19 protein-coding genes are annotated in these 24,461 nt (G+C 72.6%); 4 read left to right on the top strand and 15 right to left on the bottom strand.

The window, feature by feature from the left end; translation table 11 throughout:
- Nucleotides 1-4 precede the first annotated feature (4 nt).
- Both ACZ4IF_RS34490 and ACZ4IF_RS34485 read right to left on the bottom strand, forming a co-directional pair.
- A complete protein-coding gene (locus tag ACZ4IF_RS34490; protein ID WP_467570045.1) occupies nt 5-1,474 on the bottom strand; it encodes an MFS transporter in 1,470 nt (489 codons plus the stop codon).
- Between the two features lie 59 nt (nt 1,475-1,533).
- Nucleotides 1,534-2,223, bottom strand: coding sequence for an NADPH-dependent F420 reductase (locus ACZ4IF_RS34485; RefSeq protein WP_467570043.1), 690 nt, complete (start codon nt 2,221-2,223; stop codon nt 1,534-1,536).
- A 299-nt stretch (nt 2,224-2,522) separates the two neighbouring features.
- Here ACZ4IF_RS34485 and ACZ4IF_RS34480 point away from each other — a divergent pair, with 299 nt between their 5' ends.
- Entirely contained in the window at nt 2,523-3,548 is a 1,026-nt protein-coding gene (locus tag ACZ4IF_RS34480) for an aldo/keto reductase (RefSeq protein ID WP_467570041.1), read from the top strand.
- 116 nt (nt 3,549-3,664) lie between these two features.
- On the opposite strand, the gene ACZ4IF_RS34475 is transcribed toward ACZ4IF_RS34480, so the two are convergent.
- From ACZ4IF_RS34475 to ACZ4IF_RS34430, 10 genes are all read right to left on the bottom strand, one after another.
- Nucleotides 3,665-4,297 carry a nuclear transport factor 2 family protein gene (locus tag ACZ4IF_RS34475; protein WP_051370789.1) on the bottom strand — a complete coding sequence of 211 codons (633 nt, stop codon included), beginning with the start codon at nt 4,295-4,297 and terminating at the stop codon, nt 3,665-3,667.
- Between the two features lie 42 nt (nt 4,298-4,339).
- A complete protein-coding gene (locus tag ACZ4IF_RS34470) occupies nt 4,340-4,786 on the bottom strand; it encodes a nuclear transport factor 2 family protein (RefSeq protein WP_467570039.1) in 447 nt (148 codons plus the stop codon).
- Nucleotides 4,787-4,975: 189 nt separating this feature from the next.
- Nucleotides 4,976-7,987 carry an FxSxx-COOH system tetratricopeptide repeat protein gene (fxsT, locus tag ACZ4IF_RS34465; RefSeq protein ID WP_467570037.1) on the bottom strand — a complete coding sequence of 1,004 codons (3,012 nt, stop codon included), beginning with the start codon at nt 7,985-7,987 and terminating at the stop codon, nt 4,976-4,978.
- A gap of 138 nt (nt 7,988-8,125) precedes the next feature.
- Nucleotides 8,126-9,814, bottom strand: coding sequence for an aKG-HExxH-type peptide beta-hydroxylase (locus ACZ4IF_RS34460; RefSeq protein WP_467570035.1), 1,689 nt, complete (start codon nt 9,812-9,814; stop codon nt 8,126-8,128).
- Nucleotides 9,811-10,926 carry an FxsB family cyclophane-forming radical SAM/SPASM peptide maturase gene (locus tag ACZ4IF_RS34455; protein ID WP_467570146.1) on the bottom strand — a complete coding sequence of 372 codons (1,116 nt, stop codon included), beginning with the start codon at nt 10,924-10,926 and terminating at the stop codon, nt 9,811-9,813. Before ACZ4IF_RS34455 ends, ACZ4IF_RS34460 begins: the two co-directional genes overlap by 4 nt.
- Nucleotides 10,927-11,462: 536 nt before the next feature.
- Nucleotides 11,463-11,684, bottom strand: a complete 222-nt coding sequence (gene fxsA / locus ACZ4IF_RS34450) for an FxSxx-COOH cyclophane-containing RiPP peptide (protein WP_467570032.1) — start codon at nt 11,682-11,684, stop codon at nt 11,463-11,465.
- A 50-nt stretch (nt 11,685-11,734) separates the two neighbouring features.
- Nucleotides 11,735-15,178 (bottom strand): SAV_2336 N-terminal domain-related protein, encoded by a 3,444-nt coding sequence (locus ACZ4IF_RS34445; RefSeq protein ID WP_467570030.1) that lies wholly within the window; start codon nt 15,176-15,178, stop codon nt 11,735-11,737.
- Between the two features lie 7 nt (nt 15,179-15,185).
- Nucleotides 15,186-16,214 carry an AAA family ATPase gene (locus ACZ4IF_RS34440; protein ID WP_467570028.1) on the bottom strand — a complete coding sequence of 343 codons (1,029 nt, stop codon included), beginning with the start codon at nt 16,212-16,214 and terminating at the stop codon, nt 15,186-15,188.
- Nucleotides 16,215-16,362: 148 nt separating this feature from the next.
- A complete protein-coding gene (locus ACZ4IF_RS34435; protein ID WP_467570024.1) occupies nt 16,363-18,486 on the bottom strand; it encodes a VMAP-C domain-containing protein in 2,124 nt (707 codons plus the stop codon).
- Nucleotides 18,483-18,980, bottom strand: a complete 498-nt coding sequence (locus tag ACZ4IF_RS34430; protein ID WP_467570021.1) for a CU044_2847 family protein — start codon at nt 18,978-18,980, stop codon at nt 18,483-18,485. Before ACZ4IF_RS34430 ends, ACZ4IF_RS34435 begins: the two co-directional genes overlap by 4 nt.
- 151 nt (nt 18,981-19,131) lie before the next feature.
- On the opposite strand from ACZ4IF_RS34430, the gene ACZ4IF_RS34425 reads away from it, so the two are divergent.
- Nucleotides 19,132-19,314, top strand: a complete 183-nt coding sequence (locus tag ACZ4IF_RS34425) for a DUF6104 family protein (RefSeq protein ID WP_005312030.1) — start codon at nt 19,132-19,134, stop codon at nt 19,312-19,314.
- Nucleotides 19,315-20,429: 1,115 nt separating this feature from the next.
- Here ACZ4IF_RS34425 and ACZ4IF_RS34420 read toward each other — a convergent pair.
- Nucleotides 20,430-21,257, bottom strand: a complete 828-nt coding sequence (locus tag ACZ4IF_RS34420; protein ID WP_467570018.1) for a hypothetical protein — start codon at nt 21,255-21,257, stop codon at nt 20,430-20,432.
- Between the two features lie 166 nt (nt 21,258-21,423).
- On the opposite strand from ACZ4IF_RS34420, the gene ACZ4IF_RS34415 reads away from it, so the two are divergent.
- Nucleotides 21,424-22,491: a DUF4097 family beta strand repeat-containing protein gene (locus ACZ4IF_RS34415; RefSeq protein ID WP_467570015.1), complete on the top strand. Its 1,068-nt coding sequence runs from the start codon at nt 21,424-21,426 to the stop codon at nt 22,489-22,491.
- Nucleotide 22,492: 1 nt separating this feature from the next.
- Entirely contained in the window at nt 22,493-23,557 is a 1,065-nt protein-coding gene (locus tag ACZ4IF_RS34410) for a PadR family transcriptional regulator (protein WP_467570012.1), read from the top strand.
- Nucleotides 23,558-23,660: 103 nt separating this feature from the next.
- On the opposite strand, the gene ACZ4IF_RS34405 is transcribed toward ACZ4IF_RS34410, so the two are convergent.
- Nucleotides 23,661-24,242, bottom strand: coding sequence for a Clp protease N-terminal domain-containing protein (locus tag ACZ4IF_RS34405; protein ID WP_467570009.1), 582 nt, complete (start codon nt 24,240-24,242; stop codon nt 23,661-23,663).
- On the bottom strand, nt 24,242-24,451 hold the full coding sequence (locus tag ACZ4IF_RS34400; protein ID WP_010984411.1) for a helix-turn-helix domain-containing protein: 210 nt from the start codon (nt 24,449-24,451) through the stop codon (nt 24,242-24,244). Before ACZ4IF_RS34400 ends, ACZ4IF_RS34405 begins: the two co-directional genes overlap by 1 nt.
- Nucleotides 24,452-24,461: the final 10 nt, after the last annotated feature.

Genomic DNA, 24,461 nt, shown 5'->3' with positions numbered 1-24,461 from the left:
CTCGCTAGGAGGCGGCCCCCGAGGCGTGCTGCTCGTCGACCGCGGTCTCGATGACCCGCGCGGCGGGCGCACTCTGCGCGTCCGGCCGCGTACGCGTCGCCAGCCAGCCGATCAGCGCACCCACGATGATCATCGCGGCGGCCACGAGGAAGCCGAGCCGGAACCCGGCGGTGAGGGCGGAGTCGTCCACGGGCCCGTCCGCGATCCGGTCGCTCCGCCAGTTCGCCACGGAGGCGAGGATGGCGAGCCCCAGGGCACCACCGATCTGCTGCGACATGTTGATCATGCCGCCGGCGATGCCGGAGCGCTCCGGGTCGACACCCGACACGGAGGACACCACGAGCGCCGTGAAGGCGAACCCGCTACCGACCGCGAGCAGCAGCCCGGGGCCGAGGATGCTCCGGAGGAAGGAGCCGTCCGTCGACAGCTGGGCGAACCACAGGAAGGACACGGCGGTCAGGCCGAGCCCGATGACGAGGATGGTGAAGATGTGCAGCTTGCCCATGAGCCGGCCGACGACCACCTGGGAGGTGATCACCTGGCCCACCGCGATCGGCAGGAAGCACAGCCCGGCCGCGATCGGACCGTAGTCCAGCACGCGTTGGACGTAGATGGTGACGAAGAAGGTCATGGCCACCGCGCCGGCCGAGAACATCAGCATGATGACGTTCGCGGCGCTGAGCCCACGTACCTGGAAGATGCTGAAGTCGACGACGGGCTCGGGCACGTTGAGTTCGGTGACCACGAAGACGGCGAGCAGGACCACCGCGGCGGCCAGTGCCACGCCCGCGCGCCCGTCCCAGCCGTGCTCACCGATCCGCACGAACCCGTAGATCAGCGCGGACAGACCGGCCGTCACGCTGATCGCGCCGAGCAGGTCGAAGTGACGGGCGTTGCCGCTGCGTTCGGCCTCGGTGAGCAGGCGTACGCCGACCAGCGCGCCGCCCAGCGTCAGCGGCACGTTGATCCAGAAGACCCACTCCCAGCCGAAGGCGTCGGTCAGCACACCGCCGAGCACCACGCCGGCCGCGCCACCGGCGGCGGCGACGGCGCCCCACAGGGCCATCGCCCGGTTGCGCTCACGCTCCTCCGGGAAGGTCACGACGACCAGTGAGAGGGCCGCGGGCGACATCAGCGCGCCGCCCAGACCCTGTGCCGCACGCGCCGCCACCAGCTGTCCGCTGGTGTCGGCGAAACCGCAGGCGAAGGAGGCGAGGCCGAACAGGGTCAGGCCGAGCAGGAAGACCCGCTTGCGGCCGAACAGGTCGGCCGCACGCCCGCCCAGGAGCAGGAAGCCGCCGAATGTCAGCATGTAGGCGTCGACAACCCACTGCAGACCGTCCTGGGTGAACCCCAGCGGGGCTTGCATCGACGGCAGTGCGATGTTGACGACGCTGATGTCCAGGATTACCACGAACTGCGCTATGGCCAGCAGGGTGAAGACACCCCAGCGCCGGTCGATTACCGATTTCACGGCTGTCATACGCTCCTCGAATTCTGAACTCTGCCCCGTGGGGACCGAGCCGCCTTCCGTCACACCCCTTCGGGCAGCAACGGCTCCACGTTCGGGTCCCAGACGACCGAGATGTTGAAGTGCAGGTGCCGGATCTTCAGGAACATCCGGGAATAGAGAGCGACGAACATCTCGGGACCCCGGGCCGTCGTGATGTCACCCAGGTCGAAAATGGTGTCCTCGCCCCAGCCGAACTGGCCCAGCAGGGAGGCGACTTCGTCCTTGGCGGCCTTGTCGTTGCCGCTCACGAAGACGTTGTGGTGTCCGGACAGCACCTTCGGATTCACCATGATGTCGCAGTTCATGGTGTTGAGCGTCTTCACCACCCGCGCTGTCGGGAAACGGCGCTGGATGCGCTCGCCGAGGCTGTCGTCGTTGAGAATGCCGAGCGAGGGCGGCTCCACCTCGCTGGTGATGACCAGCGGGTTCGCCACATCCATGATGGTCTTGCCGGCGAGGTTGTCCTCGCCCGCCGCCTCCAGCACGTCGAGCGAGATGATGCCCCGGGTGGCGTTCACGACGACGGAGCCGAAGGCGGCGGCGTCGGCGAACGTACCGCCACTGGCCGACTCGCCGTTCTCCTCGACCCACTTCAGCAGATTCTCGTTGTCCGAGGTCCGCGACCCCAGACGCACTTCATGTCCGACTTCCACAAGGCGAGAAGCTATGGCCTTTCCGACCATTCCGGTGCCCAATACGCCGATGCGCATGCGATGCATCCTTCCGGTTGTCCGGCATACGAAGGCGATATCGCCCGCTCTTATTGCTAGCACCGGAAATGCGGGCCTGTCCGCGGCCGTGGCCGCCGTGCGGGAACTGCGTCAAGTCGCCGCCGGTGCTTCGTGATGACGCCCTCCGCGGGCCGCGGCGCACCGCCCCCGATGGTCTGCCGCGCGGGCACCGCCGGGCGCCGCGACCTGACGCAGTGCGGTCGCCTCGCACGGTGCTACGCGTGTCACGGCAGCTCAGGCGTCTAGCATGCGGCCGAGTTCTACACAGGAGGACAGACATGCTCTATCAACTGCTGGGGCAGACGGGGCTACGGGTGTCTGAACTGTTCCTCGGCGCCATGACGTTCCACGGACGGGACCGCGACGGTAATGCGCACAAGGAATACGAACGTATCGTCGAAGCCTATGCGCAGGCCGGCGGAAATGTCATCGACACCGCGGTGAACTATGGCGAAGGGGAAAGCGAGGAAATTCTCGGGGAATTACTGAAGAAGGACCGGGACCGATTCGTTCTGTCCACCAAGTACACGCTCTACCGCGACGCCTCGGACCCCAACGCCTCCGGTAATCACCGGAAGAACCTGAGGCTGTCCCTCGAAACCAGTCTCCGCCGGCTGCGGACGGACTACATCGACCTCTACTGGGTGCACATCTGGGACCCGAACACGCCGATCGAGGAGACGATGCGCGCCCTCGACGACGTGGTGCGCTCGGGGAAGGTCCTCTACCTGGGCATCTCCGACACCCCCGCCTGGGTGGTGGCGCGGGCCAACACACTGGCGGAACAGCACGGCTGGACCCCGTTCTCGGCGGTCCAGGTGCCGTACAACCTGCTCAACCGGGACGTCGAGCGCGAGGTGCTGCCGATGGCGGAGGCGACCGGGCTGTCCGTCGCGGGCTGGGGCCCGCTGGCCAGCGGCGCCCTCTCCGGCAAGTACACCCGGCCCGACCGCAGGCCGACCGGACCGACCCGCATGTCGGCCCAGGACATGAGTCCGCGCGACCGTGCCGTCGCGGAGGCCGTGGCCGAGGTCGCGGACGAACTGGACGCCACGCCCTCCCAGGTGGCGATCGCCTGGACGCGGGCGCGGTACAGGTCGGTGCACCCGATCGTGGGCGTCCGTACGCTCGACCAGCTCACCGACAACCTGGGCGCCGCCGGCCTGTCGCTCTCCGCGGAGCAGCTGACCCGGCTGGAGGCGCCGACCGAGTTCAGCCGCGGGTTCCCGCTCGACTTCATCGAGCAGACGGCCCAGTGGGTCTACGGCTCGGTGGGGCACCGGGTCGTCCCGCGCGCCCGCTGAACACTCGTTACCGCACGCGGAATCGGCACACGACGCGACGGTGGGCCGGGAGACACCTGCCTCCCGGCCCACCGTCGTCCGGCCGCCGCCCGCGTCGCGGGCCGCGGCCGGGCAGCTCAGGCGAAGAACTCGTTGTACTCGGTGGTGCCGCTGCCGAAGATCGCGCCGCGGCCCTCGACGATCTTGCCGTCACGCCAGCGCATGACGTGCACCACGTCGATGTCGAGCTTGCGGGACGTGTCACCGGCGCGCGTGGCGGTGTTGTGCGTCAGGTCGACGCTGGTGTCGCCGAGCACGAGAGTGGCCGAACGCTCCATCACGAAGGAGTTGTCGGCGAGCGCGCCCACCTCGCCCATGAAGGAGAGGAAGTTGTCGAGACCCTGCTTGAGGCCCGAGACCGGCGCCTCACCGGGAACCAGCCACGTCATGTCGGCATCCCAGTACTTGTCGATCTCGGCACGGTCGCCGCTCGCCAGCGCCGCGTAGGCGGCGACCACGCGCGCCTCGTCGAGACGGTGGGCGATCTGCTCGTTGGAGATGGCCTTGCCGCCGGCCACCATCTCCGCGTCCGCGACGACACCGCCGATGGACCAGGAGCCGGGCTTCACTTCCCGGATGAGGGAGAAGATGTTCGGCTTGGTGATCTCGCCGAAGACGTCGACGACCACGTTCGCGAGCCGGGTGATGACGTCCGACTTCTGGTCGTCGTCGGCGAATCCCTCGACCAGGGTGAGCTCGATGATGGGCATGTGTGTCTCCTGTCTGGGTTCCGACCTAAGGGTGCGGGCCTGCTACTTGGCCCACCTGTCCGGAATGGGGGCCAAGTCGTAAGCGGCCCAGAAGAAGTTGTCGGCCGCGTACTGGTCGCTCATGTAGACCTGGACTTCCGCGATGCGCCCGTCGCGAATGCGGTAGTGCGTGCAGTTCAGCGCGTCCAGCTCGGCGCCCCGGGATTCGCCGTATCCGCGGTGCACCTCGACCACGGTGTCGTCGCCCCAGGCGTCGATCTGAACGATGTCGACCTTGATTCCCGAATTGACGAGACCGCCGAAGAAGGCGATGACCTCGTCCGGTCCGTTCTTGACCCCACCGACCGGATTGCGTCCGGGCAGCGTCCATACGAGGTCCGCCGCGAAGACTTCTTCCTTCAGGAGGCTCAGGTCTCCGGTGTTGAAGAGCTCATACATCCGCTCGACCAGCGCCACATTCCGCTTGGCCCGCTCATCTTCGTGCGGCACAGCTTCTCCCTTCGGCACTGCGGTTTTCTCCCGTTCAGCAGTGAACTTCCGAAGGCGTCCGGTCCGCGACAACTTGAAAGTGCTTGCCCCACACTTCTGGGAGTCGACCTGGTATTCGACAGCGCGCACCACAAAGGCCCGCACCCCTTCCACCAGGGGTACGGGCCTTCGGCGCGCGTGCGGTGACGCTCAGGTCGACTGGGGCTCGAAGTCCCAGTAGGGCCGGTTGCGGGAGCGTGCCGAGATGGTGTGGACGTGCTGGTCGCCCAGGGTGGCGGCCAGGTCGGCGAGGGCCTCCTGCTCGACCTTCTCGGCCTGCTGACGCTCCCTGAGCGCGCGCAGGTCGGCGGCGAGCGCGATGCGCGCGGACAGCGTCAGCGGGTGGGTGCGGCCTAGCGTCTCGCCGGCCTGGGTGACCGCGGTCTGGCTGAGCGCGGCGGCGCCCTCGGGGTCGCCCACGAGGTTGCGCAGCGCGGCGGCGTTGATGGCGCAGCCCAGCGTCCAGGGGTGGGCCTCCCCCACCGCGGCGGTCATGTCGGCCAGCGACTGTTCGATGAGGACGTGGGCGTGGTCCCGCTCCCCGACGCTGCGCAGCACCAAGGCGTGATTGGCACGCACCCCGGCGATGTAGGGGTGCCCCTCGGCGAGCATCACCTCGTAGCGGGCGACGACGGACTCGCCGAGCTCCCGGGCCTGGTCGATGTCACCGTGCTCGCGGGCGAAGCAGCTGGTGGTGGTCGCGAAACGCAGTGTCTGCGGGTCGGTCTCGCCCAGGACACGTTCGCAGCGCTCCAGGACGCGGCTGAGCATGGGTCCGGCGGTGGCGCGGTCGCCGCTGCGGTAGTGGCACAGGGCGAGGTTGTGCTCGGCGTCCAGGCTCTGCGGCCGGTCGGCGCCCATGACGATGCGGTTCTCCCGCATGTTCTTGGTCTGGATCGACGCGGCCTCGGCGTAGCGGCCGAGCAGGCGCAGGTCGGTGGCGTACGAGTTCTCCGAGTTGAGCGTCCAGGGATGGCGGGCGCGCAGCAGCAGTCTGCGTGCCTCCAGCGTCCGCCGGTCGGTGTCGAGGGCCTCCTGGTACCGGCCGAGCAGGCGCAGCGAGACCGCCAGGTTGTTCTGAGCGCCGAGGGTGCGCGAGTCCTGTTCGCCGAGGAGGTCCCGGTAGGTCACCAGGAGCCGCTGGGAGAGCGTCAGGGCCTCGTCGTACCGGGCGAGGCCGCGCAGGTCGGCGGCGAGGCCGCTGACGGCGCGGGAGTGGTCGAGGTCCTGCTCGCCGCGCTGCTCGCGCAGATGGTCGACGGCGGCGCGCTCGATGGCCTCGGTGCGCTGGTAGTCGCCGACCGCGCGGAGCAGGTTGGCGTAGTGGTGGGTCAGCTCCCAGATCCTGGGGTGGTTCTCGCCGAGCAGTCTGCGCCAGGCCTTCAGGGCGCGTTCGCCGAGCTTGATGCCCGCGCGGTACTCGCCCGAGATGTACATGTAGCGCAGGCAGTTGAAGACCAGCGTCTGCACGGCCGGGTCCTTGCTCTGCAGGACGTCCGCGTACTTCAGGTGCGGGACGATCTCCGCGTACCCGGGCCACAGCCGGGTGTCGGTGGGCCGTCGGGGGTCGGCCGCGGCCAGGGCCCGCCGCACCACCTCGATGAACTCGACACGGTCCTCGTCGGGCATGTCCTTGTGGACGATCTGGTGGACCATGCGGTGCAGGTAGAGGGACTCGCCGGAGGAGGAGGTCTCGTCGCCGGCGGACTCGTGGGACTCCAGGCGGACGACGGAGTACTGGCGGAGCTGGTTGATCGCCTTGTTCCACAGGAGCGGGTCGTTGAGGAGGCCGGCGATCTGTTCGGGGAGCTCGTCGTGCGGCATCTCCTTCAGCAGGCGCACGGGGATGAATCCGGGCGCGAAGAAGGTGCACAGGCGGAGCAGGTCCACGGACTCCGGGACGGTGTCACGGAGCTTGTTCAGCAGTATCGACCAGGCGGTCTGGAAGGCGACCGGGAAGTCGGTCGAGATCTTGACGACGTCCTGGTCGATGCCGCCTTCGAGGAGGCCGATGTACTCGTCGACGGAGAGGGCCGAGTCGTTGAGCCAGCCGGCGGTCTGGTCGAGCAGGAGGGGCAGGTCCTCCAGCGCCTCGGCGAGCTGGTCGGCCTCGGCCTCCGAGAGCCGCGGGGCGCGCCGGCGGATGAAGGCGACCGACTCGTCGCGGTCGTAGACCGGCACCTCCAGCAGTCGGCTGTTGTGCTCGCTCCACTCGGGGTTGCGCGAGGTGATCAGGACATGGCCGGGGCCGTTGGGCACCAGGTCCCAGATCTGGTCCGGTTCGTCCGCGCCGTCCAGGATGAGCAGCCAGCGCGCGTACGGGTCGCCGCGGCGCAGCGAGTCCCGCACGGCGCGCAGCCGCTCGCCGTACTCGGCGCCGGTGCTCAGCCCCAACTGGGGTGCCAGTTCGGCCAGTCGGCGCCGGTAGGTGACGCGTTTCTCGGCGTTGACCCACCACACGACGTCGTACTCGGAGCCGAATCGGTAGACGTACTCGGCCGCCAGCTGTGTCTTGCCCACGCCGGACATGCCGTGCAGGGTGACCACGCCCGCGCCCGGCTCGGCACCCTGGAGCAGGTGGTAGGCGTCGTTCAGGAGCGGTTCACGGCCGGTGAAACGGGTGTTGCGGCGCGGTACTCCGCCCCACACCTCGGGCATGGCCGCGGGGAAGCGGGGGCCCTGGCGGGCGCCGTCGGCGGGGGCCGGGAGCGGGTCGGCGGGCAGGTCGAGACGGTCCAGGACGCGCCGCTCGGCCTCATCGGCACCCATGTTGTTCAGCTCGACCGCGCCGAGGACGGCGGCGGCGGCCGGCAGGGTGCTGTTGGTGACGGAGACGGCCGCGAACCGGGCCGGATCGGGGGCGACGACCTCGCGCAGGGCGGTGTTCCACTCCTCGTGGGTGCGAGGGCCCAGCTGGAAGTACCACTCGCTGACGATGACGAGGATGCGGCCCTGGGCCAGCATCAGGTCGCGCAGCAGGTCCACGAGCGCGACTTCGGCCGGGGAGTCCCAGCGCTGGTACACGACGCGATGGCCGCGCCGCTCCAGGCGGTCCCCGATCCAGGCCGCCCAGGCCCGGTTGAACCCGGCGAAGCTGATCGTGACGGTCTGCTTCGCGGCCCCCCTCTCGGTTGGCCCGACCGGCGTACGAGCTCCAGACATGCAGCGGCCTCCCCGCGTGATTTTAGAACCTGAGCCCGGCAACAACCAGTGGCCTGCCACCAGTAGCTGCTGCCGTGGTTCGTTTCCTCAAACGCGACGATCTTCGCGCAAGGATCTTGAAACGGCTGGCATCCGGGATTATTCGGCGGGTGCATGGCGCTGCGTCCACAGGGCGCGCGCCGCCCGGACGTACGCCGCCGCCCGTACGGCCTGGCCCCGGGGCGCGGGGCGCTCGGCCAGTCGTTCGTACATCCGGACCATCTGGTTCACGAACCTGCGTCCCGGCTCGGTGAGATCGCCCGACCCGACGAGCGTCGGCAGGGCGGCTCCGACCTGCTCCTGGTAGCGCGCGTGCTGGGCCCAGGCGGCGTCCCGGTCGGCCGGGCGGTCGGCGGCGAGGGCGCGGCGCTGGAAGAAGTCGGCCAGCGCGAGATGGGAGTAGGTGCCCTGCAACAGCCCGTCGTACGGCCGCGGGTCGGGTCGCCACGGCGCGAAGTAGCGTGCCGTAGAGCCTGCGTGATGGAGCGGCAGCATGTCCGTGAGCGCGGCGAGTTTGGTGTGCTGGACCTCGTGGACGAGGGTGGCGGCCAGTGCGGTGGGCCCGGCCGGGGTGCTGCTGAGCACGGCGCCGAAGGCCTCGCGCCGGGTGACGCTGCAACTGCCGCCGGGGCGACCGCCGGGCAGCGAGCCGGGCGGCGCGGACAGCGGGACCAGACAGCGCAGCAGGGACACGGCCTCCGCGAGTCGCTGCGCGCCGCCGAGTCCGAGTTCGGATGCGGTACCCGACCAGGCGTGCAGCCAGTGCTTGCGTTCCTCGTCGTCGAGCGTCACCGGGCCGCTGAGCGTGTGGGGCCGGGACCCGCCGCGTGCGGTGCGATAGGGATCGAGGTCGTCCAGCGGGACGGGCGCCGAGCCCGGGAGCAGACCGGGGAGCGCGTGCGCCGGGGTCCAGGCGGCGGCGTCGGACCACGCTCCGACACCGGTCTGGACGTGCACGACCACGTCCGCCGCGCCGGCCCTGCGGAACGTCAGGCGCCCGCGGCGGTGCACCACGTCCACCGAGGTGTCCCCCGCGGTGTGCGTGCGCAGCGCGCCGAGCGAGGGCAGGGTGAGCACGCCGTCGAATGCGGTCAGGCGTACCGCGAAGGCGATGCCGGCCCGCGTGGCCGCGGCGGCGGCCAGGGCCCCGAAGTGAACGAGTCCGCAGGCCAGTTCACGCGTGTCGCGGTTCGTGCGCGGCCCCGGCAGGGGGCCCAGCCCGCTCAGGCAGTGCCGGGCCCACGGGCCCACGAACGGATGCAGCAGGAGGGCTCGGACGGTGGACAACGGCGGGGCGGCGAGGGCGGAGACGGCCTCGGCGGCGCCCCGCACCACGGGGTCCGTGTGCACGGCGAGGTCCGCCTGTGTCACGGGTTCTGCGTGCGGTGCGGGGTCCGGGGGCGGCCCAGGGTCTGCGTACGTCCCGAGGCGGCCCCGCGTCCAGCGCTCGCCATGCGGCCCCAGGTCGCCGCCCCGCGTACCGGGATCGCCCGGCAACCCGGCGTACCCGCCCTCCGTCCGTACGGAGGACACCGGGCCCCGGTGCACCCGGCCCGGCCGTTCCACCCGGTCGGCCTCCTCCAGCAGCGCCCAGTCGTCCCGCAGCCGGGCCCGTGCCGCGGCGGAGCAGACCGCCGGGTCGGCCGCCTCCGCCGCGTCGAGCACCGCCCGCAGCAACAGCAGCCGTCGCGTGTGCTGGTCGCGGACGAGGAGCCCCAGGGTCTCGGGGCCGCCTTCGGTGCGGCCGAGTTCGGTCAGGGCCCGCTCCGGGACCGCCGGCAGGATCACGGGGTGCCTCCTTCGCGAGAGGCGGGGACGGGCGCCGCCCCGGCGAGCCTCACCGCCACATGGCGGATGAAGCGCTGGAGGTCGGCGCAGTAGACGGAGGGGTTGGCGAAGCCGTGGCCGGCCCGGTATCGATGCGCGTAGTGTCCGCCGCCGCAGACGGAGAGCAGCGGGCAGGCGCGGCAGCTCGCGGCGAGCCCGGCGGAGCCGGCCTGCCGGGCCACCACACCGGGGTGACGCAGGGCGTCGTCGAAGCTGTGCCGGAAGACGTCGAGGCCGGTCTCGGCCGCACCTTCGTAGCAGGATTTCAGTGAGTCGACCTGTTCGATGGACCCGTCGGTCTCCACCACCACGGCGTCGAAGGGGGTCAGGCCCAGCGACTCGGTGGCGGCGGGCAGCCCGAGCAGCAGCGCGACGCACTCCTCGAAGAGACGTACCCGTGTCTCCCGGCGTCCGGCTCCCCACCAGCGGTCGAAGACGGCGCACAGCCAGTCCCCGTACGGGGTTGCGGTGCCGTCCCGGCCCGGTGGCGGGGCGGACCAGTTGCCGTGCGGCAGCAGCAGGTCCAGAGCCGGTGGCCGCAGCGCGAGCAGGGACTCGTAGACCTCGACGGGGTCGGTCGTGGGGTCCACGACGGTGAGGATGCCGGCGTACGCCTCGGGGTGGCGGTCGGCGATCAGGCGGGCGCCGCGCGCGGCGGCGGGCCAGGACGGGCGCCCGGCACGGTCGGTGCGCAGCGCGTTGTGGGCGGGCAGGCCGCCGTCCAGGCTGATCCCGACACGGATGCCGTGCCGGGCGAGGACGGTGAGCCGCCGCTCGTCGAGCAGGGTGGCGTTCGTCTGGACGGTGGCGTGGACGGCACAGGCGTCGGGAACACGGGCCCGTACGAGACCGGTGAAGCGTGCGAGCGTGTCCGCGCCCGCGAGCAGCGGCTCGCCGCCGTGCAGCACCAGGGAGACGGCCGTGGCCCGGTGGGTGCGCGCGTGTTCGCCGATGCGCCCCGCGGTCCGCTCCAGCACGGCGGCCGAGGCTGCGGCGGGGCGGGTGCGCCAGCCGCGGTCGGGGCCTTCGTAGAGGTAGCAGTAGCGGCAGGCGAGGTTGCAGCGGCCGTGCATCTTCACGATGAACTGCCGGAAGGGGAAAGGCGGTTCAGGAGTACTCACGCTGCCGCGCGGGGCCGGGGAGCGCGCCGGCGAACCGGCGGACGCCACCTGCGCCGTGGCGACTGCGGGGGCCGGAGCACCGGCAGGTGTCGGAGCACCGGTGGGGCCCGGGATACCGGCGGGTGCCGGGGTACTGGTGGGTGCCGGAGTACTGGTGAGGCCCGGAGCCCCCGTGCGGGGCGCAGGCGTGGCAGGGGCCGGAGGGGTGGCGGGTGTCGTCGGGATCACGGAGGTCACCTCGTCAGACACTCCGGCACCCCCATGCTGTCCGGCCCGCGGCTTCGACCGTACGGTCCGTGCCACGGGCCCCTGCCCGTACGGAGCGCCATCCCCCGGCGGTCCGTACGGGGCGCCATTCCCTGGCAGGGGCCCGACACAAACGCGGCACGTTGGAACTTGTCCGGTTCAACCGCAGCGCCGACCGGAACTGACGCTTAATGAGAGAAGATTGACCGCTTTTCGCTCGGCTCGCCGACCTCGCTCGCCCATCAGAACGCGTTGTTGAACCCCCACAGCATCTCGCTCGGCTGCCCGGCCCGGTCCCTCAGCTCCGTCAGCACCTCGGCCAGCACCGGGTGCTGGATCGTCCTGAGATCGGCGAGGTCCAGCTCCAGCAGGTCCGGCAGTTCCTCCGGAGCCGGCAGGTCCCCCAGGCCGGGCAGCCGCTCCGCGGCGACGTCGGAATCCAGTGCTTCGTCCCGTGCACCCATGTCCTCCCCCTCATCCTCACTCGCCCCGGCGGCCGCCGGTACGCGCTCCCTCACTCCAGCTCGGCCAGTCGCTGAGCCGTCTGCCGGGCCGTCGGCTCGCCCGTGCGCACGGCGCCGTCCGGCAGCCGGGACCACTCGCTCCTGGCGGCGCGGTAGGCCTCGCGCGCGGCACGCGGACGCGCCGCCGCCTCGTAGGACATACCCCGCCAGTGGTGCGCCTGCGCACCCAGCTCCACGGCCTCCTGGCGCCGCCGGTCCGTCTCCGCGTCCTCCTCGGCCTCACGCGCCGACTCCGCCGCCGCGCGGAAGGCGTCGACGGCCTCGTCGAGCCGCGCCGGCCGGCCGAGGCTCTGGTACGCCTCGAACTGTGCCTGCCCGAGCTCCAGCCAGCAGCGCGCGGCCGTCAGCGGTTCGCCGGCCTCCAGGGCCGCGAGCCCGAAGAGGTGCTCGGCCTCCCTCAGGTCCACCCGGTCGCCGCGGACGCGGTAGCGCAACATCAGGGCACGGCCCAGGAGCAGCAGGCGGTGTGCCAGTTCCGCGCTGCCCGCCGGGGTCTCGGTCCGGCAGTCCCGCAGCACCCGGATGGCCCGGGAGAGCGTCTCCCGGGTGCCGTCGCTGTCGTCCAGCACGGCACGGCGCAGCAGCGCCTCGCCCCATTCGGCGAGCACGTCCGCGTGCGCGGGGGCGTCCCGGGGCACGCCGCGCGCAGCGTGCTCGAACCGCTCCGCGGCGTCCTGGAGTTCACGCGGGTCGCCCGACTCGCCGTAGCGCGCGACCTTGATGCGCCCGGCGCGGACGGCCAGTTGTGCGCGCAGCCCCTGTTCACGGGTCAGGCCCAGCGCCTCGTCGACATGGGCCTGCGCGTCGTCGAGCGCGCCACCCGACTTCAGGAGCGCGTCGACCAGGTCGAGGAGGACGCGGACGCGTTCGCGCGGGGTCTCGGCCCCGGCCGGCCGGTCACCTTCGGGCTCCGTTTCCAGGGCGGCCCGCAGGGAGCGTGCGCCCTGTTCCGCGTACAGCCTGGCCTGTTCGTGGTCGGGCGTGGCCCGCGACAGGTGCAGCAGCACACGGCCGTGTGCCAGCGGGAGTTCGGGCGGCCGGTGGCGCCGGTCGGGCCAGGCGTCCGCGAACGCCTCCAGCATCCCGACCGCGCCCTGGAGCAACGCGCTGTCGCCGCCGAGGCGCCACTGGGCCTCCAGCGCCCGCACCCGCTCCAGGGTGAGCCGCAGTGCCTCCGCGGCGTCCAGACCGGGTGCCGCGCAGGCCACCGCGTACTCGCGGTCGGCGCGGCGCAGCAGGTCGAGCGCGCCGCGCCGGTCGCCGCGCCGCCTGCGGTCGGTGGCGGCGGCGTGCAGCACCCGTGCCAGTACCGCCCGTTCGCGCAGGGCCCGCGGGTGCGCGACGGCCCGCTCGGCGGCGGTCTCCGCCTCGCGCAGCAGCTCGGCGCCGCCCTGCACCTCCCACAGCCGCAGCAGGCAGTTGGCGTACTCGGCCCACAGCTCCGGGTCGGCGCCGGCGGGCCGTTCGTGCTCGGTGGCGCCGCGCAGGAACTGCACCGCGTCGATGAGGTCCTGCACCATCCCGTCCGTGTCGAACTGCTCGACGAGCGTGCGGGCCCGGATCACCGCCGTGTGCGTGGGCCTCTCGTCGGTCAGGTCCGCGCGCCCCCGGCCGCCGTACAGCGCGAACTGCTCGGGCAGCGGCATGAACCGCTCCAGGACCCGGGCGGCGACCTCCGCGAAGGGCTGCGGGACCAGCGTGGCGCCGCCGTTGTCGCCGTTGTCCCCGTGGCCGCCCGGATATCCGGTGCCCGGCGCGTAGGGCCGCCCGGAGCCGCCGTCGCCGAGCTGCGCCAGCGCGAGGGCCGGGAAGTTCGGACCGCCCTTGCCGAAGCGGTACTCGATGTACTCCGAGCAGTGTTTGAGCACCAGCATGGCCTCGTCGCGGCCCAGCGGCGACAGCAGCGCCTCCTGCACGCCGGGCGCGAACTCGTACCACTGGGTGCCGTCCGCGCCGTGCTCCTCGGCCTTGGCGCGCGACACCAGGCCGCTGAGCAGCACCTCCGCCAGCTCGGACGGTCCGGAGTCGGGCAGCATGGTCCGCTGCACCAGCTGCATCACCGGCAGGCTGAGCGGCGCCGCGGCCAGATAGCCGGCGAGGCGTCCGGCCGCCTTCGAGGCGTTCGAGCGGAACCGGCTGACCAGTTCGAGGGCGGACAGCCGGCGGCCTGGGCGGGCGGCACGGGCCGGCGGATGGTCGTGGCGCACCCAGCCGACGGCTCCGGCCACGGGTCCCGCGCCCGCCCCGGACAGCAGGCGGGCCCAGGCGCCGAGCGCGGCGGGCTCGGGCGGCAGGACGGGCACGGGGAGCGCCCCTGCGCGGGCCTCGGGCGGGCTGCCGGCCGGCAGCCGGACTCTGAGCGTCGCCGCGCCGGCGAGGGCCTCGCCGCGCGTCAGGTCCCCGTACGAGACGGGCAGCCGGGTGCGGTTCCACATGCGCTGCGGCAGCGGCTGGAGCACGGCGGCGGGGCCCAGCCGGGACAGGTGGTGCAGCAGCCGGTGGGCGTGCCCGCTGTGCCACAGGGGGCCCGCGCAGTCACTGACCAGGAGGGTGATCCGGCGGCCGGTGGGGTCGCTGAGCCGGTCGGCGGAGTGCAGGGGGGCCGCGCCGGGCTCGGCGCTGCGGCTGACGGCGGGCTCACCGTCCGGCCCCTGATGCAGATGACTGACCTCTATGTCCCAGAAGGCGCCCAACTGGCCGAAGACCTGCTCCAGTTCGGCGAACATCCGGTCCCAGACACGCATCGACGAGGAGGCGTCCATCACCAGCTGGAGCGCGGCGTCGGCCCGGGTGACGCCGCGGAACACCGGCAGCACCAGTCCGCCGGCCCGCGCGCTCAGCTCCGCCGTCGCCGTCTCGTCGAGGACCGTGCGCAGGGGCGGTGCCGCGGTGCGGTACCCCTGCAAGGGGCGTAATGCGCGCTGGAGTTCGAGCGGGGAGGGGAACGCGGGGGCCGCCGGGACCCCGACCGGGAGCACCGTCACCCTGCCCTGTCCGTACCCCCGGGGCGCGCCGTCCCGCGGCACCGGGTAGAGCGCGACGCGCCGGTCCGCGCTCTCGTCCTGCGGCGCCGGCGCGGGCCGGTCGTCCGGCACGGGCGGGACGGCGTCGCGCGGGTCCGCGCGTTCCGGCACGGGGTCGCGCCCCGCCCCCGACGTCGTACCGGTGGGCGCGCCTTCGCCCGCCGGTGGTTCGGCGGCGTCGGTGGGACGCGCCCAGCGGGCGAGCCACAGCGTGTCGCAGAGCTGTCCGGCGTCCGGGTCGAGGCCGATCTGCCGCATCCTGGCCACCAGTTCGGCGATCGGATCGCCGCCGGAGCCCGTCGCGGGTCCGCCGGAACCGGACGGGCCGGCGGGCCCGGACGGACCGTCGGGTCCGGGGGGTACGGCAGGTACGGCGGGCTCGGGCCCGTGGCGCGCCGCGGCATCAGGCATCAGCGCTTCACCTCGGACGGTCGAGTCGCTGGATGAGGAGATCCGCGAGCCGGTCACGACTGGGCGGTGCGGCCGCGTCGGTGAGGTAGATGGCGTTCAACAACTGGTCGGCCGCGACGAGTTCACTGCGCGAGCGCTCCAGGAAGTGGGTGATGAGGTCGTCCCCGGCCCGCGCCGCCTCGTCGCCCAGGTGCGCGCGTACGAAGGTGGCGAGCCGCTTGTGGTCGGGCCGGCCCAGTTCGAGGTGGATGCAGCGGCGCATCAGCGGGGCGGGGAAATCGCGCTCGCCATTGCTGGTGAGCACTACGAAGGGGAAGGCGTGGCAGCGCACCCGGCCGTCGCGCACCTTCGCCTTGGTGCCGTCCGCGGTGAGCACCTCGGCCTCGCCGCCGGGCAGCCGGTCGGCGACGCGCTCCAGCTCGGGGATGGCGAACTCGCCCTCCTCCAGCACGTTCAGAAGATCGTTGGGCAGGTCGATGTCGCTCTTGTCGAGCTCGTCGATGAGCAGCACCCGCGGGGTGTCGGAGGGCAGCAGCGCGGTGCCGAGCGGGCCGAGGCGGATGTAGCTGCCGATGCCCTCGACGGAGCCGGGCGCCCCGGGAGTGGCCGGATCGCTGCCCAGCGGTGCGGCGATCTGGACGTCCTGGAGCCGGGCGATCGCGTCGTAGTGGTACAGCCCGTCCTGGAGGCTGGACCGGCTGACGATCGGCCAGCGCAGCACGTTGCCCAGACCCAGTTCGTACGCCACCGAGTGCGCGAGCGTGCTCTTGCCCGCCCCGGGGCTGCCGGTGACCAGCAGCGGGCGGCGCAGGTAGAGCGCCGCGTTGATCATTTCGAGTTCCTCGGCGCCGGGCCGGTGCAGTTCGGCCAGGTGCCGGTGCGCACCGAGCCTGCGGTCCTCGGAGCCGTCGCCGTCGCTCCCGGCCGTGTCCCGGCTCGCGAAGTCCCGCCACGGAGGCGGTGCGGGGAGACGGGCCAGGCCGTCATGGGGCTCGCCGGCGCCTCGGTAGATGAGCCACTCACTGGATTCGGTCATTGCCCAGCCCTCGTCGTCACTCGACCCCCCACGGCAGCCGTCGATCGTGCTTCACCGTATCGACCCTCGGTTACCGCCGTAAGGGCCCGGAAGGGGCTCCTGACGGTGACTCGGTACGGCCCTCCCCCGGTTTCTCCGGCGGTCGCGGTCACGGCGCCTCCAACAGGTCCCCGGCCCCCGGCAGAGGCCGGCGCGGATCGTCGTAGAACAGGGCGATTCCGTCGGCCCAGAAGGTCTCCGGCTTGCCCGCCCGCAGTCCGGCACGCAGCGCGTGCACCAGCTCGGGGAGCCGGTCCGCGCTGCCCGCACCGGCCACGGTGTCCCCGGCCTTTCGGTGGAACTCCCCGCACACTGCGTCGGGTTGGCCCCGCCAGCGCCGCCACAGCGCGACTCCGTACCCGCCGTGCACGATCCGCACGAGCGCCACGGGGTCGCCGTCGAAGCGGTGGTCTCCGTAGCGGCACAGCACCGGGATCGTCCTGTGCGGCAGCCCGCGCAGCCACTCTCCCGGCGGCACGGGTACCCGCAACCCGTCCTCGCAGTCGAGGACTTCGGCCCGTGCGCCGTAGGCATGGATCCAGCGCCATCTGGCCTCCCGCTCGTCCTGCTCGTCGTCCGGGGCGAATTGCTTCCCGTCGGCCGTGAAGAGGGCGTCCCCGCCGGGCAGTTGTTCGCGGTCGGCGCAGCGCACGACGACGGGCCGGTGGGCGCCCAGCGGAGGCTGGTCCGGCCCGAGCTCCCAGGCGTCGACGTCGAGACCGAGGAGCAGATGGGGCAGCGCGACCTGGAGGTCCGCGGGCCGCCCCGGTTCGTCGCACTGGCGGAACGCCTCCGCGAGCGGCTGGGCGAGGACACCGGGCAGATCCTCCAGCGGGGCCCGCTCACCGTCACGCAGGCGCACCACCTCACCGGTCGGATGGCCCACCGAGACGTGCCAGTCGCAGCGGCCGGGCTCCCAGCCGAGCTGCTCCAGTTCGAGCAGGACGAACATGCGGGGCGCGCGATCGGCCGCATGCGCCGCCGCGCGCGCCGTCCGTGCATCGGCCGGGGACGGGTCGTGCCGGGGCACCTGGAGCCGCTCGATCCACTGCTGGCTCAGACGCCGCCGGTACGCCGGACCCGGGCGGCCCTCCGCGATCTGCCGCACCCACTCCCACAGCGCCCGCTCGGCGGCCTGGGTGCCCGGGGTGACGAAGGGACGCTCGGCGGACATGGCCCGCATCGCGTAGTCGAGGACGAGTTCCAGGGCTCCGTCCTGACGCGAGCTCTCGTACAGCGCCCCCAGGGCGTCGCGCCAGCCGCGCGGCGCCGGATGCGGGATCGCGGCCCGGCCGCCGAGGAGCGATTCGAGCAGACCGAGCAGGGAGTGGGTGCTGACCGGGGGCGGCAGGTCGGCCAGCCGGCCGAGCAGCTGGGTGCGCTCCTCCGGGCTGAGCGCCCGTCCGGGCCGCGCACCGAGCTCGTTCTGCACGTCGGCCCAGGTGCTGCGGGCGGTGTCGGGGTGCCGCTGCCGGTCGCGGTGGTAGCGGTCGTGGGCGTGGAAGACGGCCTGATAGACGTCGTCGTGCTCGGCCAGCACCTCGTCCGCCGGAACGGGCAGGGACCGTAACTGCTCCACTCCCGTGCAGGTGCCGCCGAGGCCGCGGTCCGCCTGGGACTTCAGGACGCCGACGACCTCCCCGCGCGCGAGATCGACGACCGGCCCGCCGGAGACGCCGGGCGGCAGCACGTCGCCGCCCAGCCGGATCTGCTCGTCGTCCGACCAGCCGCCGAGGGTCCCCTGGACCTTGCACGTCCCGCTGAGCCGGCGCAGCTCGCCGCCGACCACGGACCAGCCCGAGTAGAGGACGACCGCCTCCTCGTAGTACGCGGCGGGCCGCTCGGTGACATAGGCGCAGTCGTGGTCCACGGGCTCGCGCAGCCGCACGAGCGCGAGGTCCGGGGCCGGCCACGTGCCCCGGACGGGACGCTCGGCGTGCTCCGGGAGGGCCGCGGCGACCTCGCCCGCCACGGCGGACGTACCGCGGCCCGGCCCTGTCTCGTAGACCACCGTCACCTCGCCCCCCTCGCCGCTCCGAGCCACGTGCGCGCAGGTCAGAACCCAGTTCGGAGCGAGGAAGAAGCCGCTCCCGAGGAACGTGCCGGGTTCGTCCAGGGCATACCCGGAGCCCGCGCGATGGATGCGCACCGTGGCCGCCATGACGAGATCACGCAGCGCACGGTGAGCGTTCCCGGGGCCGCCCGGTGCGCCCGGGGCGTGCCCGTCCGTCATGCCCCGCCCCCGGCGGAGGAGTCACCGGCGCCGCCGTGCGCCGGGGCGCCGGGGGACGCGCCCGCGTGCGGGCCGGCCGTCCCGTCCGCCCGGGCGTTCGCGTCGGCAGCGGCGGCGCGTGTGTCGCCGGCGGTGCCGTCGAGGTCCGGCGGGCCGCCGTTCCATGTGAGCGTCACCGTGAGCCCGGCCTTGGCCTCCCCGTCGGCGAGCAGGCCGACGACCTTGCCGGCCTTCGCCGTCAGCTCGATCCCGAACTCCACGCTGACCTCGTCCGGCCGCACGGCACGCAGCGGCGCGGCCAGCGAACGCGCGACGCCCGTGATCACCGACTGGAGGCTCTCGACCTGCGCCTCGATCCGTTCACCGAACCCGGTGTCCGTGAACGACAGCTCGCCCGAGGGGAGCTCCAGTTCCTCCGCCCCCGAGATCCGCGCCCACACCGGTGTCCCGTCCGGCAACTCGATCCGTGCGATCCGGGTCACTGCGTCACCCATGGCATCCCCCGTTCCCCCACGCCCCCGTGGTACCGCCGACCTTGCAGGCTAGCCGCAGGGGAGCGCCCACGACAGAGGACCTCCGCGCACCGCCCGCCCCACCTATCCTTTTCCCAGCGTTGCACTTCACTTCACCGACGGAGCACCATCCATGTACTTCACCGACCGTGGCATCGAGGAACTTGAGAAGCGACGCGGCGAGGAAGAGGTCACCTTCGAGTGGCTCGCCGAGCAGCTGCGCACGTTCGTCGACCTCAACCCGGACTTCGAGGTGCCCGTGGAGCGGCTGGCGACCTGGCTGGCACGCCTGGACGACGAGGACGACGAGGAGTAGCCCGGAGGTTCCCCGGGCCCCCGACCCGGGCCGGGGCAGCGGTGCCGGACACGACGCCCGCGGCCCCGCCTGCGGTGCCGCCCGAGGGAATGGGGCCCGCCGCCCGAAGGGACGGCGGGCCTGCCTTTCACCGCCGAGTCCACCAGACGAGCCCGGTGACCACGGCCGCGCCGAGCGCGGACGTCAGTCCCTGGACCAGGCCGTGACCGGCGGTGCGGCCCAAGGACCGCAGACCGCTTCGTTCCTCGCTCCGTCGCTTCGCCCGGAGGTCTCGCCGGGCGTGGGACGAGGGCGCGGTGGCTGTCGGACCCCCGTGAACAGGACACGTCGCCGTGTCTTCCGGGTCACTCGTAGCATCGGGTATGCAACCCATGGTTCTCTCCCTGATCGGTGGAGCTGTTGGGCTACGCACGCGGCCCCCTGTGAGCGCAGGGGGCCGCACTCGTCTCCTCCTCCCTTCGTCGGAGTGTCGGACCACGCGTGACGGCACCTGTGAGCGCAGGGCCGCAGCGAAGGAGACTCGACATCCCTTTCCTGCAAGGCTGTTGCCGTCAGCCGGACCGTACCGGGCGATCGGCACGGCAATCAGGTGTTGCTCCCGGCCCTCCGGCAGGTGTCCGGTATCGGGCAGCGGCCGGTACGGGTCGTCGTAGAACAGGGCGATGCCGTGAGCCCATACGGTCACCGACCGGCCTTCCCACCGGTGGAAATCCCCGCACACGGCGTCCGGCCGACCCCGTGACCACACGCCCCGCGGCCGCTCCGCACGACGTGTGCGACACGTGCCTCTCCTCTCGTCGTGAAGCCCCCTGGCGTCGTCGTGAAGCCCCCTGGCGGCACAGCACCGGAACCGTCCCGCGGATCCGCAGGCGCGGGTAGGAACCCGATTCGGAGCCATGAAGAAGCCGCTTCCGAGGAACGTGCCGGGTTCGACCGGGGGCATACCCGGAGCCCGCGCGACGGATGCGCACCGTGGCCGCCATGACGAGATCGCGCAGCGCACCGTGACAGGTCCCGAAGCCGCTCCGTGCGCCCCCGGAGAACCCGCTGCCGCAGCGCCTGCGCGCGGGCCTGCGGTCCCGGCCGCAGCGCCTGCGCCGGGTCCTTCTGCCGCGTCAGTCGAAGGCGCGCAGCCGGTCGTAGGCCAGGCCGAGAGCGCCGTGGATCGTCAGGAGCGCTCCCGCGGCGATCCACCCGGCGCTTCGCCGCCGCACGCCCCAGACGGTGAGCGGGAGGCCGGCGCCGACTTCGGCGGAGGCCAGGACGCGTGCCCTCGTGCCGCGGAGCCAGGGCCCCGGGACTCCGTCCTCCGCCGTGCCGGGTTCCGCGCGCACGGCCGCGCTCCGCCGGTCCCGATCCGTCCGCTCCGCACCGGGCAGGATGCGGGCCACCTCACGGAGCCGGTCCACGGGCACCCCGGGACCGAGCCCGGCGGGGACCACCATTCCCGTGCGTGCGAGGACGGCGAGGAGCGCCCGCACGCGCGCGTGCCCGTCGGCACCGGGGTCGGGCTTCGTCAGGTGCTCCAAGTCCTGCATGTCGAGCACCGGGTCCAGGCCGAGCCGGGCGGCGAAGGTGCGCATCGCCTCGTCCTCGCCGGCCGGGGTGCCGTCCGCCAGCCATTCGTAGCCGACGGGGCGGCGGAAACCCGAGGCCAGGGTGCAGCCGCTGCGGTCGGCGTCCCACCACAGGGCCAGTACGGGCCAGGGGGTGCTGACGGCCAGGGCCGCGGCCCACGCGGTGAGAACCCGGTCGACGGGTTCGGTGCCGTGCCGCCAGGGACCGCCCTCCGGCACGAGCACGCTCCACCCGGGTCCGGCTCCGGCGAGCAGCATCCGCTCGTGCAGCAGCCGGGCGGCGGGACCGACGGCCGCGGGGTGCGCACGGCACAGGAGCAGGGCACCGGGACCTTGGGCCGAGGGCTCACCGGACGCAGTCGACATGGTCACACTTTAGGACGATTTGCCTCCTTCAAACTGCACTTGATCCCCAGAACGGGTGTCTTGACTTTCGTGATCCGCGATATATCGTGAATGACAGAAGACGCGATATGGCGCGTCGCGTTCGGGCTCACGTGGGGGGTCCGGCCCGGTCGAGGAGGTCTGCACCATGTCCGAGTGGTCCGTCGCAGAGCCGCAGAAGCTCTCCTTCGACGACCCGGTGACGGCACTGCACGTGCGCATCGTCAACGGAACGGTGAACGTCGTGGGCACCGACGAGGGTTCCGCCCGTCTGGAGGTCTCCGACCTGGAGGGCCCGCCGATCCGGGTGACCCAGCAGGACGGCACCCTCACCGTGGCGTACGAGGACCTTCCCTGGAAGGGCTTCCTCAAGTGGCTCGACCGCCAGGGGTGGCGGCGTGACGTGGTGGTCTCGCTCGCCGTCCCCAGCGACACCCGGGTCGAGGTCGGGGTGGTGGGCGCGGCCGCCGTGGTCTCCGGGATGGACGGGCGCGTCGAGGTGAAGGGCGTCACCGGTGACACGACGCTCGTCCGCGTCGCCGGGCCCGTGCGCGTGGACACGGTGTCCGGGAATCTGGAGGCGCAGGCCGTCACGGGCGACCTCCGCTTCAATTCCGTCTCCGGCGACCTGACCGTGGTCGAGGGCTCCGGGGCCTCCGTGCGAGCCGACTCGGTGAGCGGCTCGATGATCGTGGATCTCGACCCCACGGGCACCCCGACGAACGTCCAGCTGACGAACGTCTCGGGCGAGATCGCCATCCGCCTCCCGCATCCGGCGGACGCCGAGGTGGAGGCGAACACCGCGAGCGGCACCGTCTCCAACGCCTTCGAGGACCTCAGGGTCAGCGGACAGTGGGGCGCCAAGAAGATCACCGGCAGGCTCGGCGCGGGCAATGGCAGGCTGAAGGCGATCACGGCCTCCGGCTCCATCGCGCTGTTGCGCAGGCCACCGGCGGAGGACGATCCGTACGACGACGGTCCGGAGACGCTCGACGACACCCCGGTCGAGGCCCCCGCCGACACCGTGGCCCAGACCCCGGCCGGCGGAGCCGCCGGGACCGGCGGCCCGGCCGACGGCACCGCGGCCGACGACACGGCCATCGACGACACCGCAGCCGATCACGCCGCTCCGACGGCCGGCACCACCCCGTCCGACGCATCGACCGACGCCTCGACTGCCGACAAGGACGCATCGACCGACAAGAAGGTGCTCTGACATGCCTCCCGTCTTCGCCCACGGCCGTCTGCGCCTCTACCTCCTCAAGCTGCTGGACGAGGCCCCGCGCCATGGGTACGAGGTGATCCGGCTCCTGGAGGAGCGCTTCCAGGGGCTGTACGCGCCGTCGGCCGGCACCGTGTACCCGCGGCTGGCAAAGCTGGAGGCGGAGGGGCTGGTCACCCACACCACCGAGGGCGGCCGCAAGGTGTACGCGATCACGGACGCCGGCCGCGCCGAGCTGGCCGACCGCAGCGGTGAACTGGCCGATCTGGAGCTGGAGATCCGTGAGTCGGTGGCGGAGCTGGCGGCGGAGATCCGTGCCGACGTCCGCGGCGCCGCGGGCGACCTGCGCCGCGAGATGCGGGCGGCGGCCACGGAGGCCAGGCGGGGCCCGAAGGGCGGCGGGGCGAAGGAGCGCGACGGCTCCACGGGCGACTTCGGCGGCATCGGCGACTTCCAGGACAAGGAGTCGTGGCGGGCCGCGAAGGAGGAGATGCGGCGCGTCCGCCAGGAGTGGAAGGAACAGGCCCGCCGCGCCAAGGACGAGAGCCGCCGCGCCCGCGACGAGGCCCAGCGCGCCCGTCGCCAGGCCAAGGAGGCCCAGGAGAGGGCCCGCGCCCAGGCGCAGGAGGAGATGCAGCGCATGGCCAAGCGGGTCCAGGAGCAGGTCCAGGATCATTTCGTCCGGGGCGACTGGCCCACGGGCGTTCGCGAGGGCCTGAGTGAACTGGCCAAGGAGTTCGGCGAGTTCGGCAAGAACTTCGGCAAGGACTTCGGCTTCGGCCGCACCCCGTCCGGGGCGCCCACGGATCCGGAGTACACGGACACCCCGAAGGACTTCCCCGCCGACTACGAACCGTCCTGGGCCCACGAGGAGTCCACCGGCAACCCCGCCCGCGACCTCGACCGCCTGCTGGACCGCTTCCGCGACGACATCCGCGACGCCTCCCGCGACCACGGGGTCACGGAGGAGCAACTGCGGGAGGCCCGCCGCCACCTGTCGACGGCGGCTGCCCACATCGGTGCGGCGTTGCGGGGGCCGCTCGCTTCCGGCGAGCGCTGACCTCGGGGCCGGCGCCCTGCCCCGGACCCCGGCATCGCGGACCGCCGACCCCCGCGGGCAGGGCCACCGACACCGGGGCGGGCAGGGCCGTCGACCCCGGGACTCACCCCGCCTCGGCGGCGCCCCCGTCGCCGTACAGCACCCGTGTCACCGACTCGTACGTCACCCCGTGGTCGGCGAGCACCTCCGTGGCGACACCGCCTCGCACGGTCAGCGCCAGGAGCAGGTGCTCGTCACCAATGTGCCGGTCCCGGCGGGCATGGGCCATCCTCAGGGACTGCGTCAGCACCCCCTTGGCCTCCGGCGCGAAGGGCCGCCGCCGCGTCCGCCGCCCGCCCCCGGGCTTCGCGCCCGCTCCGGACCCCGGCCCCAACGCGCCTTCCCCGTGCGCCTCCTCGACCCGGGAGACGATCTCCGACACGTCGATACCCAGCCCGGAGAGGGCCTCGGTGTCGGCACGGGACAGGCCTCCGCGACGGTGCGCCTCGGCGAGGTCGTGCTCGACCGAGTCCCGGCGGTCGGCGAGACCGAGCGCGGTCAGGGCGAAGGAGCCCCGGCTGCCCTCCCGGTCGAGGAGCGCGAGCAGCATGTGCTCCTCCGCCACGGTGTCGGCGCCCGTCCGCTCGGAGTGCAGCACCGCCCCCTCGACGACGGCGCGCGCATCCTTCGTGAACCGCTCGAACATCACTGCCTCCCGTACTTCTTGTGCACGGCCTGCCTGCTCACTCCGAGTTCCGCGGCGATCTCCTGCCAGGACCAGCCCTGATTGCGCGCACTGCGCACCTGTACCGCCTCCAGCTGCTCCAGCAGCCTCCGCAGCGCGGAGACGGCCCGCAGCCCGATCCGCGGATCGCGATCACCCGCGCGCTCGGCAAGATCCGTTGCTTCGGTCATGATGTCAACT

This window comes from Streptomyces sp. NPDC025784, assembly GCF_055558435.1.
This window is presented reverse-complemented; position numbering and strand designations above follow the sequence as displayed.

Coding starts and splice junctions, on each gene's coding strand:
- ACZ4IF_RS34485 (WP_467570043.1), bottom strand. CDS start 2,223: ATGCGCATCGGCGTATTGGGCACCGGAATGGTCGGAAAGGCCATAGCT.
- ACZ4IF_RS34480 (WP_467570041.1), top strand. CDS start 2,523: ATGCTCTATCAACTGCTGGGGCAGACGGGGCTACGGGTGTCTGAACTG.
- ACZ4IF_RS34475 (WP_051370789.1), bottom strand. CDS start 4,297: ATGCCCATCATCGAGCTCACCCTGGTCGAGGGATTCGCCGACGACGAC.
- fxsT (WP_467570037.1), bottom strand. CDS start 7,987: ATGTCTGGAGCTCGTACGCCGGTCGGGCCAACCGAGAGGGGGGCCGCG.
- ACZ4IF_RS34455 (WP_467570146.1), bottom strand. CDS start 10,926: ATGCACGGCCGCTGCAACCTCGCCTGCCGCTACTGCTACCTCTACGAA.
- fxsA (WP_467570032.1), bottom strand. CDS start 11,684: ATGGGTGCACGGGACGAAGCACTGGATTCCGACGTCGCCGCGGAGCGG.
- ACZ4IF_RS34445 (WP_467570030.1), bottom strand. CDS start 15,178: ATGCCTGATGCCGCGGCGCGCCACGGGCCCGAGCCCGCCGTACCTGCC.
- ACZ4IF_RS34440 (WP_467570028.1), bottom strand. CDS start 16,214: ATGACCGAATCCAGTGAGTGGCTCATCTACCGAGGCGCCGGCGAGCCC.
- ACZ4IF_RS34435 (WP_467570024.1), bottom strand. CDS start 18,486: ATGACGGACGGGCACGCCCCGGGCGCACCGGGCGGCCCCGGGAACGCT.
- ACZ4IF_RS34430 (WP_467570021.1), bottom strand. CDS start 18,980: ATGGGTGACGCAGTGACCCGGATCGCACGGATCGAGTTGCCGGACGGG.
- ACZ4IF_RS34425 (WP_005312030.1), top strand. CDS start 19,132: ATGTACTTCACCGACCGTGGCATCGAGGAACTTGAGAAGCGACGCGGC.
- ACZ4IF_RS34420 (WP_467570018.1), bottom strand. CDS start 21,257: ATGTCGACTGCGTCCGGTGAGCCCTCGGCCCAAGGTCCCGGTGCCCTG.
- ACZ4IF_RS34415 (WP_467570015.1), top strand. CDS start 21,424: ATGTCCGAGTGGTCCGTCGCAGAGCCGCAGAAGCTCTCCTTCGACGAC.
- ACZ4IF_RS34410 (WP_467570012.1), top strand. CDS start 22,493: ATGCCTCCCGTCTTCGCCCACGGCCGTCTGCGCCTCTACCTCCTCAAG.
- ACZ4IF_RS34405 (WP_467570009.1), bottom strand. CDS start 24,242: ATGTTCGAGCGGTTCACGAAGGATGCGCGCGCCGTCGTCGAGGGGGCG.
- ACZ4IF_RS34400 (WP_010984411.1), bottom strand. CDS start 24,451: ATGACCGAAGCAACGGATCTTGCCGAGCGCGCGGGTGATCGCGATCCG.